Annotated in this window: 12 protein-coding genes; 6 read left to right on the top strand and 6 right to left on the bottom strand. The window is 27.6% G+C overall.

Annotated features, from left to right (window positions below):
- Window positions 1-45 precede the first annotated feature (45 nt).
- The 3 genes from ACXYRP_RS03880 to ACXYRP_RS03890 form a co-directional block, all read right to left on the bottom strand.
- Complete coding sequence (locus tag ACXYRP_RS03880) at window positions 46-1,014, bottom strand: DNA methyltransferase (protein WP_458615258.1); 969 nt, start codon at window positions 1,012-1,014, stop codon at window positions 46-48.
- The gene (locus tag ACXYRP_RS03885; protein ID WP_458615250.1) at window positions 942-1,334 is read right to left on the bottom strand and encodes a hypothetical protein; all 393 of its coding nucleotides are present in this window, start codon (window positions 1,332-1,334) and stop codon (window positions 942-944) included. Before ACXYRP_RS03885 ends, ACXYRP_RS03880 begins: the two co-directional genes overlap by 73 nt.
- Before the next feature lie 620 nt (window positions 1,335-1,954).
- Complete coding sequence (locus tag ACXYRP_RS03890; protein WP_458615251.1) at window positions 1,955-2,611, bottom strand: hypothetical protein; 657 nt, start codon at window positions 2,609-2,611, stop codon at window positions 1,955-1,957.
- A 61-nt stretch (window positions 2,612-2,672) separates the two neighbouring features.
- Between ACXYRP_RS03890 and ACXYRP_RS03895 the strand changes: the two genes are divergently transcribed.
- Window positions 2,673-2,894, top strand: a complete 222-nt coding sequence (locus ACXYRP_RS03895) for a hypothetical protein (RefSeq protein ID WP_458615252.1) — start codon at window positions 2,673-2,675, stop codon at window positions 2,892-2,894.
- Between the two features lie 499 nt (window positions 2,895-3,393).
- On the opposite strand, the gene ACXYRP_RS03900 is transcribed toward ACXYRP_RS03895, so the two are convergent.
- The 3 genes from ACXYRP_RS03900 to ACXYRP_RS03910 form a co-directional block, all read right to left on the bottom strand.
- A complete protein-coding gene (locus tag ACXYRP_RS03900; RefSeq protein ID WP_458614000.1) occupies window positions 3,394-3,738 on the bottom strand; it encodes an HNH endonuclease domain-containing protein in 345 nt (114 codons plus the stop codon).
- A 394-nt stretch (window positions 3,739-4,132) separates the two neighbouring features.
- Complete coding sequence (locus ACXYRP_RS03905; RefSeq protein ID WP_458615253.1) at window positions 4,133-5,281, bottom strand: DNA cytosine methyltransferase; 1,149 nt, start codon at window positions 5,279-5,281, stop codon at window positions 4,133-4,135.
- 1 nt (window position 5,282) lies between these two features.
- Window positions 5,283-6,527, bottom strand: coding sequence for a hypothetical protein (locus ACXYRP_RS03910; protein WP_458614002.1), 1,245 nt, complete (start codon window positions 6,525-6,527; stop codon window positions 5,283-5,285).
- Between the two features lie 119 nt (window positions 6,528-6,646).
- On the opposite strand from ACXYRP_RS03910, the gene ACXYRP_RS03915 reads away from it, so the two are divergent.
- The 5 genes from ACXYRP_RS03915 (at window position 6,647) to ACXYRP_RS03935 (ending at window position 13,474) form a co-directional block, all read left to right on the top strand.
- Window positions 6,647-7,198, top strand: a complete 552-nt coding sequence (locus tag ACXYRP_RS03915) for an inorganic diphosphatase (protein WP_458615254.1) — start codon at window positions 6,647-6,649, stop codon at window positions 7,196-7,198.
- 155 nt (window positions 7,199-7,353) lie between these two features.
- Window positions 7,354-8,634: a BMP family ABC transporter substrate-binding protein gene (locus tag ACXYRP_RS03920; protein WP_458615255.1), complete on the top strand. Its 1,281-nt coding sequence runs from the start codon at window positions 7,354-7,356 to the stop codon at window positions 8,632-8,634.
- 64 nt (window positions 8,635-8,698) lie between these two features.
- Window positions 8,699-10,936 (top strand): ATP-binding cassette domain-containing protein, encoded by a 2,238-nt coding sequence (locus ACXYRP_RS03925; RefSeq protein WP_458615256.1) that lies wholly within the window; start codon window positions 8,699-8,701, stop codon window positions 10,934-10,936.
- Window positions 10,929-12,527, top strand: coding sequence for an ABC transporter permease (locus ACXYRP_RS03930; RefSeq protein WP_458615257.1), 1,599 nt, complete (start codon window positions 10,929-10,931; stop codon window positions 12,525-12,527). Before ACXYRP_RS03925 ends, ACXYRP_RS03930 begins: the two co-directional genes overlap by 8 nt.
- Complete coding sequence (locus tag ACXYRP_RS03935) at window positions 12,527-13,474, top strand: ABC transporter permease (protein ID WP_458597735.1); 948 nt, start codon at window positions 12,527-12,529, stop codon at window positions 13,472-13,474. Before ACXYRP_RS03930 ends, ACXYRP_RS03935 begins: the two co-directional genes overlap by 1 nt.
- The last annotated feature ends 100 nt before the right edge of the window (window positions 13,475-13,574 follow it).

Raw genomic sequence — 13,574 nt, forward strand, 5'->3', positions numbered from 1 at the left:
TTTTTAAGGATATAACTTAGATTTTATTAAAATACACAAGAATTTTTATAATGTCGAAAAGTTAGCAATAACTGATTTAAATTTTTGATAACTTTTATTCGGAATAAATTCAGAATGTTCATATTCATAAACAATGTTCGAATCTTTAGTTGTTTTTACCTTTAATTTATTTTCTTTTATAAGTAATTGAACTTTATCTAGTCCAACCCTTCAACAGCCTAACTTGTTCTTATTCTTTTTTATAGCAGGAGTGATATGTATAAATCCCGATTCTAAAAGAGTTTTTCGTTTTGGTGTATTAAAGTCATATATAAAGTTAAAATCACTACTTGATGTTTTATCGCTTACCTTATTTTTTATACCATCATTATCAATAATAAACTCATTTGTTTCTTTGTTTCATCAAATAATATAACCCATATTTGGTCTCTCATTTAATGTTTCTGCTCCACCACCTTTTTGCAATGGATATAATTCTTTTTCATATAAATTTAATTTTTCGTTAAATTTTCATTTGTTTGTATTTTCTTGAATCCCGACTTTTTTAAAACTTAAATTGTCTATGTTTTTAGCATAAATATGTATATATTCATGACAAGAAGCAACGTTATTTTTATCACTTCTTCCTCCAAAGTTATTTACTCATATACATGATGCTACAAAATTATTTTCACCAAAAATTTCATCCATTAAAATTTTTAAATATGCTTGTTGGTTATCATCGATTGAAACAAAAATAACTCCATCATCTTTGAGAAGTTCTCTTGCCATACGAAGTCGTTCGTTCATCATATTTAATCAACTGTTTCTAGTATATTTATCACGGTAAATTAAAGTTTTGTTTTTCTTGTTTTCAGTATCATCTGCAACATTATTTCCATCTGATGCAGATCTTTCAGTGTTGTAAGGAGGATCGATATAAATTACATCATATTTATAATCTAACCCCGCTCTCTCTCTCTCTCTATGAGTATTAGATTCTTTAATGCATCATAGTTTTCACCTATGATTAATGTGTTTTGGTCTTTTGGCAGTTTATCATCAAAATTAAATGATAATTTATCATCTTTTCTTAAGATAGCAATAGTTTTGCTATTGCTTTCGGGTGCTGCATCAAAGGTAAAACCTGTTTTTACCCTCTGTGCAATAAATTGAAAAATATATTGTATGTTATTTGGATTTGTGCAATTATCAATGATTTCTTTAGCAAGATCTTTTTGATCTTTATTAAATTCTGTCGGTGAAAGATCATCGATAATTTGTTTATATTGATTTTTTAGTATTTCTAAAGATTTAGTTTCTTTAGCAGTTAACTTAGTTTTGTTTTTTGTCATGATTCTCCTTACATATATTATGTAAATATTTTACTATGATCTCAAAGACTTTACTATATTTAAACTAAAAAGAAATTCATACAGAGAAAAGGAAAGAAAAATATAAAAATAAATACCTTTGAATGAATCAAAGGTATTATATATGGAAAATTAATCTCTAATAACTATATAGTTATCTGCTCACTTTTCAGGAAATGTTCCTTTTTTCATTATAATAGTAAAAAAGTCTATGATAAATGTAAAAATAAGCATTCTTCATATAGCTCTAAAAAGTCATAATTTTAACATTCTCCACTTCCATGACTATATGTAATATTAACAGCATTCATCACTAAATTTTGTTTACCTTGTATAAAATTAATTAGAAAAACTATTCCCATAATTCCAAAGGTTACCGTAACTAGTAAACTGCTTATAAAACGACTTTCTCATCTTCTTCAATATCCTGCAATTCTCATAATACCTGCTTTCCATATAGTAAACAAATTCTTTTCTTAAAGAATCAAATCAATATTACAAAAAAAACAAAGAAATTTAAAGAAAAACACAGAATATTTATGAAAAAATTATAAAAAGCAAACCCTTGAAAACCAAAGGCATGACTTATAAAATAAATTCCATTATAATTTAAAACTTTCTTTTAATTTTGATTTGATTATTTGTTTAATTTTTGATGATGCTATATCTTTTTCAATATTTATAAATGTATGATGTTCTTTAGAGTAAATTTTTAAATTCTTTGAAAGTAATTTACCTAGCTGCCTATTATTTAAATACTCAATATTTACAACTTTAAAAAACTCTTTGTTCTTCAATTCAATCGTTCTGCGATATCGTTCTGTTTGTAATTGGTGGTTTTTGCTTGCATATAAGCGATTTTTTCATATAAAGTCTATATCTTTTAAAACTACAAAGACTAAATCAATTTTTGGTTCCAAAGAAAGCAAAAACTTATATCAAGGATGATAGAAGTAGTTTCAAGCAAATTTTTGTCATTTAGTAAAATAATTTATCTTAATTAAACATTTTGGGAACAAGAAATCATCTATCATATGTCTATCTATTAAGGATTTATTGAAATTTTGCATCTGCTTGATTTGTATATATCGATCTTTAAAGAATATTTTTTGAGTTCTATATCCGTTTTTCTTCATATCATTCATATAATCTATGAAAATCTTTTCATCTTTTAGTCTTTCATCAATAATTTGGATGTTATTTTTATTTAAAAATTTTCTGAGATTATTGATAATACTGGATTTTCCACTTGCACCCATACCGACAAAAGCAATTGATAATCTTGATTCTTTTGATGTGATTAAGTATAAATATATAGATATGGATAAATATATAAAGTTAATAAATATCAAGGTTCAACTTAAAAAACCAATACCAGAGAAGAAAACAAAGCAGATGATGTTTTTAAAACATCAAATTATTCAATTTGATCGAAATCCAAACGCCATCATAATCAATGCGATAATAGATATTGCATTAAATATAGCAAGGATTGCAGATGCTGATGTTTTATACTTAAAATTAGAACTAAATTCGATGTAGTTTATCCTAAGCAATTTACTAATAAAATCATTGGTGTATGGGTTTAAAAAGTAAAATGATGTTGAAATTACTACAAAGATTATAAAGAATAATATCGCTGCATACGATGATAGTCTTAGTTCCCTAATCCTTTTATTGTGCTTATGAATCAGTATTTGTTTTATATAGATATAAAACAAAATAAAGATATAAAGAATTTGGATAAATCCATCTATAACTAATCCGTTTGTAAAAGAAAGAAAAGATATAAAATAGCATTAGCAATCGCTAAAATATAAGCAATTTTCTTTCTTTTAGCAAACAAAATAATTGAAAAAACACCTAACAATCCAGAAAAAGCAACAAAAATATTAACTACCTTTTTTCAAGTATCAATATCCCTTTCTCAAATTCAAATTAGTGAATCTAAATCATATAAAGAAAGAAAAATTAATAATGCAGAAATGATAGTTAATAATAAGATTTCGTATTTTAATCTTCTTGTTATTATAAACCTCTATTAAAATTTGTGACTTTTTGTAAGAAGTTTCGGTTGATGTGGATTTGAAATATCATAAATTCCACTACTGCTGTAACCATCAATCTTTTTAACTTGAAAATTAGTTCCGTTTAAATTTCATGAAGTACGATCTGCTCTTAATGAGTTGTTATTCACATTAGCAACTGTAAGATTTGTATATGCATCGGTTCCACCTAATGATTCTGGTGTAATATGTTCGATATTTCATCCAAAGACTGATTTTTTACCATGTTCATCAAAATGAACAATAGTTCCTGCATAATCTTTTCCTGTATTACTATCACCAAATTGTAATCTTCATAATTTTTCTGCTTTTGTTGTCATAATATCTCCTTTGTAAAATGTTTAAATATTAAAATGTATAAAGCTTATATAAATTAAAATATTTATTTTTTAGGGTTGTTGTTTCCGCGGGAACCACCAGATGGGTTTCCGGTTTTTGATGGTCATCCAGCACGATTTGGATCGTTATCTGGTCTGTTATTTCCTTTGTTTCCAGGCATAAAACCTCCTATTTATAATTAAAAATTTTTTTGCATAATAAGCTTTTATACTTTTTTATTTTACAAAAAAAAAAAAAAAACAAAGCAACCCAAGCATTTGAGTGCTAAATTTTGTAATTCGTTTCATATATTTTCATAAATTGCTATTTGGTGTTAAAATAGTGATTTTGTAAGTCTTATACATTTTCAAAATAATTTATGTTTTTAACATTTATTTACTGCTTTAAAAGTTTCTTAATAAGTTCTGAAACCACTGTAACATTTATGCTATTTCCTAGTTGTTTATATGCTTTTTGATCATTTTGATGTAATTTAAAATTTTCTGGAAAACTTTGTAATCTTGCACATTCTCTTGGTGTTAGTCTTCTTTTGTATTTACCTATTATCGGAATGTGTACCATTGCAACTAAAGCAGGGAATACATCAGGTTTTTTAACCCTTATACCAGAAGGACGAAATTGAATGATTCCTTCTCAGATGTTGTTGATTTTATCCCCTGCTTGTCATTCAAATTTTTGATGAGTTTTCCTAAAGTGTGAAATATCTTTTGATATTCATTTATCGATAAAAGTTTTGTTTTGATTATATAGTTTTTGATTTTTTTTAATAATATCTTGTTTTCATTTCGGAAATAAAGGATCGACATCGTTGTTATTTAAATATTCAATATAAACAGGAAAACCAATAACTTTTTGATTTATATTTAAATAAAAATCATTTCAAAAATTTAGTACTTCTTCATCATATTCACTAATATGATATTTTGAATTATCAATATTTTTATCCAAAATATCATTAACAGAATTTGCATCTTTTTTTATTAAATTATGAAATGAGATATTTAAAGGAACATCTTTGTTTTTTGGGTCATATTTACCTAGTATATAGACACGTTCGCGAATTTGCGGGATGCCAAATTGGTGCGGGCTTAGTATGAGAGGATTTTTAGTTAATCTATAACCTAATTTATATAGATTTTCTTGAATAATTTTTCATGTCCTACCACCATTGTGACTAATAAGATTACGAACATTTTCTAATAAGATGTATTTTGTTTTAGTATGTTTTAAAATTCTTTCAATTTGGAAAAACAAGGTACCTCTTGTATCGTTTAAACCTTCTTGTTTACCTGCTTTTGAGAAAGCCTGACAAGGAAATCCAGCGAATAAAATATCGTGTTGTGGAATCGAATCCACTTTTATATTAACAACATCTAGATTCGAATCAAGATGGTAATTATCATAATAAGTAGCAACACATTCTTTATCTATTTCAGATGCAAGAACACAAATTGCATCCTTATCAACAATTTTCATCGCTTGATGAAAACCACCGATACCAGCAAATAAATCGATAAATTTCATTTTATTTCCTTTCTACATCAAATGAATATATAATAAAGTTATCTATAGCATTTTTATTGATTGAATATTTAGGTTTTCTTAAACTACCATCAGGTTGTTTACCTTGTTTAAATAAGTTGAACACATATTTGATATTTATCTTATTTACTTCTAGAATATACATCTTCTTAAACTTTATAGAATGTTTCATTCTGTTGATATAACTTAATGAAGAAATATCTTTTTGTTCGGAGATAAAATCATCAATTTGTTTGATATTTCTATGTTGTTTTAAATTGTTTCAAAACCGAGTAGTTTGATAATTTGTGTTACTATCTTTATCTTTTAATGAACTATGTTCATAAATTAGGTATCATAATTTATTGTGTTTTATTAAAGCATCATTGATGTGTTCTATATCATTTCCAATAATTTGTATGTTATTTTCATCGCTTGATTTTAAATCACCATAAAAATCATCATTTTTTAAATATAAATCAAAATCCAAAAACTCTTTTTTATTTATGTTTTCTGAATTAGTATAAACAATATTATATATCTTATTATCTTTAATGAATTTTTCAAACAAATATTCTAAATATCAACCACTTCATTCTGCTTGAAATGTGTTTTTAAATTTTGCACAAAACATCTGTTTATATGCATCAATGCCTTTAATTTGTATATTTCATTTTAAAGAAAGATTAAATAAATTTATTTGATTTATTAATGATGGATTATTATTTATTCGCTTGTTCAAATAATCATTAATTTTATCACTTCTGATTACAGTTATTTTATTGTTATTTTTATCATATTTTTCAAATATTCCAAACATTAATCCCTGACTTAAATCATTTATATATACATGCGCAGATGAATTATTCATTTTCTTGTTTATATAAGTTTGTGTATCAAAGGAAACGAACATAATGTTTGTATTATATTTGTATATACCAAGAATAAAGGTATTTTTGTTCGTATTTATCACATCTTTATACCAAGATTTTAGTTGAATTCTCTTTTTATAAATAGGATGTTGTCCATTACCACCTAAATAAGTTATATTAGCAATAAGAAGAAAAATGTCTGTGTTATTTAAACTGGAATATTTGAAAAATTTAGCATTTTTATTACATTTTTCTATCTTTATTTTGTTATCTAGCAAATTATTTAGGAGTTGAAATTTTTCATCATAACTTAATATTTGATCCAAATCAATACAAACAGAATTATCAATATTTAATTGTTCACTTTTTAGATACATCATTCTCCAATAAGTTGATTAAATTATATTTTTATATAAACATTTCAATGCATTTTTGTATATATTAAAAAGATAAAATAGGATATAAAGTATTTAAAGGTTTTATATATAATATAAATATGAAAAATATAATTAATGTAAAAATAGAGATTCAAAAGAACTCTCCCATAAAATATGAATATAATCGAAAAACCAAGCAACTAGAAGTTGATCGAATTTTACGTGGTGATTTTGTTTATCCATGCAATTATGGATTTGTTCCAGATGCACTAGATTGAGATGGAGATGAATTAGATGTATTATTATATTCACCTGAGACATTTATTCCTGGTGTTTCGTTGAAAGTTCGCATTATTGGAGCGATGAAAATGATTGATGATGGAGAAACTGATACAAAACTAATTGCTGTACATGCTGATGATTATCGTTTAGATAACATTAAAACCTTAAAAGATTTACCAGCACCTTTTTTAGATACTGTAAAAACCTTCTTTTCAACATATAAAAACTGAAAAAGACCTAATATTACTGAGATTTCTGGATTTGAAGATGTTGATTGAGCATTATCAGAATACCAAGAATGCATTGAGTTAATGGAAAAATATGGACAAATGGATAAAAAAGAATTTATCAAAAAGATGCAAAAAGAACATCCTGATAAATATAAATAAATAAGTTTATTCGCTTATTTAATATAAAAATGATTTTATTTTCATAATTTTGCAATTTTGAAACAAGAAATTTGTTTATATCATAGTTAAATACAATTAAAAACTAAAAAATTCTATAAAATTTATACATATATAAATAGGAGATTTAAAATAATATGACAAAAAAATTTAAGAAATTTTTAATCGGGTTTGGAACACCGATTGCTGCTACAACTGCATTGATTGCAGCATCATGCGGAACAAAGACTCAAACATCAAATCCAAGTAATTACATTAATCCAAATGAACGTGTTGCTACAATTACTAAAGATAACACATTTACATTACCAGATAGTATGGTAGGAACTAAAATATATGTTATTACTGACACAGGACATGTAACTGATAAATCATTTAACCAATCACAATGAGAAGCGGCATTAACCATTTTAGATCAAACAAGAAAAGATGGAAAAAATCAACTTGAAGTAAAATCAGTTGAACCAAGAGAAGGTAAATATGACGATTCATATAGAGCTGCTTTAACATCTGGAGCAAAAATTTGAGTTCTTTCAGGATTTACCCATATTGATCACATTAAAAACTTTATTCAACAAAATAATGCTGCATTAAAACAAAAAGGAGTAAAAATATTTAATGTGGATTTTGCATTAAATCCAACTGAACTTAATTACCCTGATATTTATAATATTAACTTTAATGTAAACGAAGCATCATGGATGGCTGGTTATGCATTAGCTAAATATGTTGCAGAAAATGAAACTGATAAAAAACTTTCATCATTTGGTGGTGGAGCATTTCACGGTGTAACCGACTATATTACTGGATATCTAAAAGGTATTTTAGAATGAAACAAAGAAAACCCAAGCAAGAAAGTTACTCATGAAGCAGTTAGATTAGATTCAGGGTTCCAACCTGGACCACAAATGGACCCAGTTATAACATCTGCATTAGCTTCTAACCCAGTATTAATTTATCCAGTAGCTGGACCTGCCACCAAAGCAACATTAGATAAGCTTAATCAAAATAACCAATCCACATATATTGTAGGAGTGGATGTTGACCAAGGTAAATCACTTTCTGCACCTGATAGATTCTTAACATCAGTGCTTAAAAATATGGCTCAGGCTGTTTATGATTCAATTTTAGAAAAAGCATTTGGTGACACTAAAAAACCTGTATTCGGAGACAAGAACAGTGTAAAAGGTGACTTCGCTGAAGGTTGAGTTGGTTTAGCTCCATCTTCATTAAAAGATACAACAAATAGAGAAAAAATGAATGAAGCTATAACAGCAGCAGAAACCAAATTTAGATCATTAACAGCAGATCAAAAAGCATTTATCGATTCAAATAAAGCAACTACTGATGGAACAGCATATACAGATGATCAATTAGCTAATTTAATTAATGAACTTGTTGAAGGAGTAAACAAATAATTAGTTTTATCAAAACACATCATATTTGATGTGTTTTCTATCATTATGTCATTAAAGGAGTAAGATGGAAAAACACGCAATAGAATTTATTGATATTTGTAAATCCTTTGGTGAAATAAAAGCAAATCAAAATATTTCATTTAAAGTTAAAAAAGGTACGATTCATGCCTTAATAGGAGAAAACGGTGCCGGAAAAAGTACTTTAATGTCTATTTTATTTGGACTTTACGAACCTGATAAAGGAATAATTAAAGTTAATGATAAAGAAGTTTCAATAGATGGACCAAATGAAGCAAATCGCCTTGGAATTGGTATGGTGCATCAACACTTTAAATTAGTAGATGTATATACAAATCTAGAAAACATCGTTTTAGGTAGTGAAGATAATAACAAACACACCCGAATCATTGATTTTAAACCCGCAATAAAGAAAATAAAAGCAATTCAAGAATCATTTAATTTATACTTTGATTTAAATAAAGTTACTGGAGCTGAAACGGTTGCTACTCAACAAAAAGTTGAAATTATGAAGATGCTTTATCGTGATTCAGATATTTTAATTTTTGATGAACCAACTGCCGTATTAACAGACCAAGAAATTCAAGGGTTGTTAGAAACGTTTAAACTATTTCGTAGTCAAGGAAAGACAATTCTATTTATTTCACATAAATTAGGCGAAATAAAGGAAGTTTCTGATAATGCTACCGTCCTGCGTTTAGGAAAAGTAACTGGTGACTTTGCTGTTAAAGATGCATCAATAGAAGAAATGGCTTCAAGAATGGTGGGAGGAGATGTTGAGATCACCAGAAACGAATATTCTGATACCACCAAAAATCCTGTTGTATTAAGCATTCAAAATGTTTCAACCCAAGGAGATAAACCACTTAAAAATGTTTCATTAGATGTTAAATCTGGTGAAATACTAGCAATTGCTGGAGTTGAAGGGAACGGACAATTAGATTTAGAATATGTTGTTAGTGGAATGAAAAAGCCGATATCTGGTGATATTTTACTAGCACAAACTCAGTTATCACAAAAACGTGTTAAAGAGATAGCAAGAGCAAATAAATTTAAAAACATCGGATTGTTTGTTTTAAGTTTATTGATGCTAATAGTTGGAATTGTATTAATAGCAGTACCAAAGCAAGTATCAGAACAATTTACATTTAGAATTTTAGGTGGCATATTCATTTTTGGATTTGTATTATTATTAGGGATATTCTTTAAATTGATACTTGGAATTCAAATCAAACATGTAATAAATAAATTCCGTTTAAATGGGTTAAATAAAATGAAACTACCATTTCAAAAACTAGCAACCTGATCTTTTTCAAGTATGATAATAATGTTTCTTTTCACCTTAATATTTGTAGGATTGTTATTTAAATATAAAACTGTAGCATTAATTGTTTTATTAATGATATCGATTATTTGTTTTGTAGCATTCGGATTAATTGTTTTACATTCATTTTGATATTCAACAATTTACGGAAAGTTTAAAAACAAAAAACACGAACTTCTAAGTTCTCATCTTATAGGCTTACTATCATTAATAGCATTAATTGATTTTGTTTTTTCATTAATCATTAGAAGTTCAACTTTATTAGTATTTCAAAGTTTAGTAATCGTTTTTAGTAGTATCTTTTTAATCGGTTTGCTTATATATATGTTTTTTGTATTTAAACAAAACCAGGCTAAATTTATGATTAAAAAAGACACTACTGAAAATATTTCACTTACTGATTATGGAGTAAAAAACATATCACGTTTAGGTGTTACATTTATACCAAGTGACAGACATAAACACGGACTTGTTTTAGATTATAACATCAAAAATAATACAATATTAAGACGTTTATGAGATAGTGAATATGTGAGATTTGGTATCTTAAGGGATGCAAAGATTAAAAAAGAAAATAACCTAATTACAACTAAATATGATGTGCGTGGGACAAGAGGTGGTCTGTCACAAGCAAGACAATTATCTGGTGGAAACCAACAAAAATTTATTGTTGGTCGCGAAATGAATACCCCACATGATTTTATTTTAATTGTGCAACCTACCCGCGGTTTAGATGTTGGAGCTATTAAAAACATTCATGAACAAATTTTATTAGAAAAGAAAAACGGAAAGGCAATCTTATTAATTTCATATGAACTTGATGAAGTCCTTGCTCTTGCTGATAAAATTGCTGTAATTAACAGTGGAGAAATATTGGCAGTTAAACAAGCACAAGATTTAACCAGAACCGAAATTGGTATATATATGGCACATAAAAAAGAAGGAGGTGTAAATGTATAAATATGCAGATAGTAAATTTGCTTCATTTATGGAATCAACCCGACGATTCTTTATGTTTGAAGAGAAGAAAAACACCCGAACAAAAATTTATTCATCCTTATGAGCTATATTTTTTGGTTTACTAATTGCTTCAGTCTTCTATATGATTTTAGGGAGATCTGGTCAAAATGGTCGACAAACAGGACTTTTCACATTTATAACATATGTATTTACTTTTGCTTTTGATTCATTAAACCAAAAATATTTATTGCTTTATTTAATTTTCTTTGGTTTTGCCGGAATAGGTGTTTCCATCGGATTTAAGTCAGGATTGTTCAATATTGGTGCTGCAAACCAGATGACAACACCAGCAATTATCTTTTTTGCTGTATTGATTCTTTCAAGAACACCCGTTAATAAAATAAGTGTTTCATACCTTGTGATAATGCTATTTATCTTTGTTATAGTTGCATTTATTATGGGTGCTTTATCAGGACTTTTAAAAGCATATTTAAATGTACATGAAGTAATTTCAACCATCTTTTTTAATTGAATAATTGCATACTTGGCACAATATTTATTTAAAAAGGATAACGGTGCATTTGGAACAGGGTTAGAACCTTGATTTGATCAAATCCAAGGAACAACACAAATATTTATTAGTGAAACAGTTACATATAACTTTATTTATGCAGGACTAGTTTTATTAGGTTTTTTTGCAGTTTTAATCTGATATATTTATGCAAAAACTTCAATAGGTTATAAAATTAAAATGGTTGGCTTAAATAAAACCAATGCAAAATATGTAGGTATAAATGAAAAAATGCTGACTGTAATGGTAATGGGATTGTCAGGAGCATTCATAGGATTTGCTGGATTTTATTACATAGTCTTACAACGTAATTCCTTAGAAGCATCAAATTCCCCAATAGTCATCGGATTTGATTCGATTGCTATCGCCTTGATTGCTTTAAATTCCCCAATAGGAGTCATTTTATCTGCATTTTTATACTCACTGCTATATACATCAGAAACTTTCTTTCAAGCTATTCCACAAGGAAGCGAAGCAATTCGTGAAGAATTCTTTATGCTAATTTATGGAATTATTATCTTCATCGCTTCGCTGTCACTAATCTTTTATAAATTTAAACCGTTTCGGTGATTGTTTAAACAAAGTTATCTGATTACGAATAAAGTGTACTGGAAAGAATTTAAAAAATACTATCAACAAAAATTTAGTATTTTTGTTCCGAATCGCTTTAAATTAGTAAATAAATGATTTGAAGGTCAAAAACTCAAACGAGCTTTTGCTAAAACCGAAAAAGATTACCAAAATAATGTAGCCCAAAGGATTATTGCTTCAAAAGACTTTAGCAACGAACAACTGATGCAGATGTATGATGAGTTATCAAAAATTAAATTTCAACATAATGCCCAAAAAGAAGTTGCAGGATTAAATATTTATCGAGACTTACTTGGAAAACATAAAAATGAAGCAAAAATGTTAAAAAACAATTTTAAACATTTTCAAGAAGAACTGTTTTTAACATTTATTAAGAAAATAAAAGATAAATACTTTAAGACCTTTAAAATCAAAGAGGAGGTTGCATAATGGAAATTATTATTAGTCATGGTGCATTCTTTCTTTGTATCTTGTTATTAGGAACAATTTCTGGTATTTTCTCCGAACGTGCTGGGATAGTTAACATTGCAATTAATGGATTTATGGTGTTTGGTGCTTCTGTATATGCTGTTTATAGCACAATATTTACTGAAGTAATTAAAACCAACAATGTTTGAACTAATATTCCTTTAGTATTTCTTTCTTCAATTACAACTTTGTTGCTCTCGTTCCTATTCGGGTTTGCTGTTATAAAGTTAAAAGCAGACCAAACCGTTGTAGGATTTGCAATTAATATACTTGCTGGTGGAATTGGTGCTTTAATCGTGTATCTGCTTGCTTCAAAAGTATATGCAGGACAATATGTAGAGTTTAAAAACCGTTTTGAACTAGCATTAGATACCAATGAAAACAAGTATGGGAATATACTTTCGCTAAAGGTTGTTTTAACCGTTGTAATCACATTTTTAGCCTGATTTGCCTTGCGTAAAACCAAATGAGGACTTAGATTTAGAGCGATTGGAGAAAATCCACAAGCAGCTGATGTAGCCGGAATTAATGTTAATCGCATGAAATGACAAGGGTTAATGATTGTAGGGTTAATTTCAGGTGTTGCTGGTTCAATCTTTATTCAATCGAGTCGACTCACCGAGTTTTCACTGACTAAGGATGTTTCTGGTTTTGGTTTCATCGCATTAGCAATTATGATAACTTCAAGATGAAAGGTATCAATTTCAATTATAGTATCGCTATTCTTCTCAATTCTACTTTCCATTTCATTTTATGGAGCGATCTCATTCGGGGAAGGATTCCGTCGTTATAAAGACTTGTTCCAAATCTTACCTTATATTGTAACTTTAATAGTCTTAGTTGCTACAAGTCGCAATACATATGGACCTGCCGCAGCAGGAATCCCGTATGATAAATCAAAACGATAAACAAAACAAAAAGAGCATCTGCTCTTCTAAAACACAATTTAAAAAGCTACACAATAACTTAATTTTTATAGTGTAGCTTTTTATATTGCATTTAGGCATC

It is taken from the genome of Mycoplasma sp. 5912, from assembly GCF_054353835.1.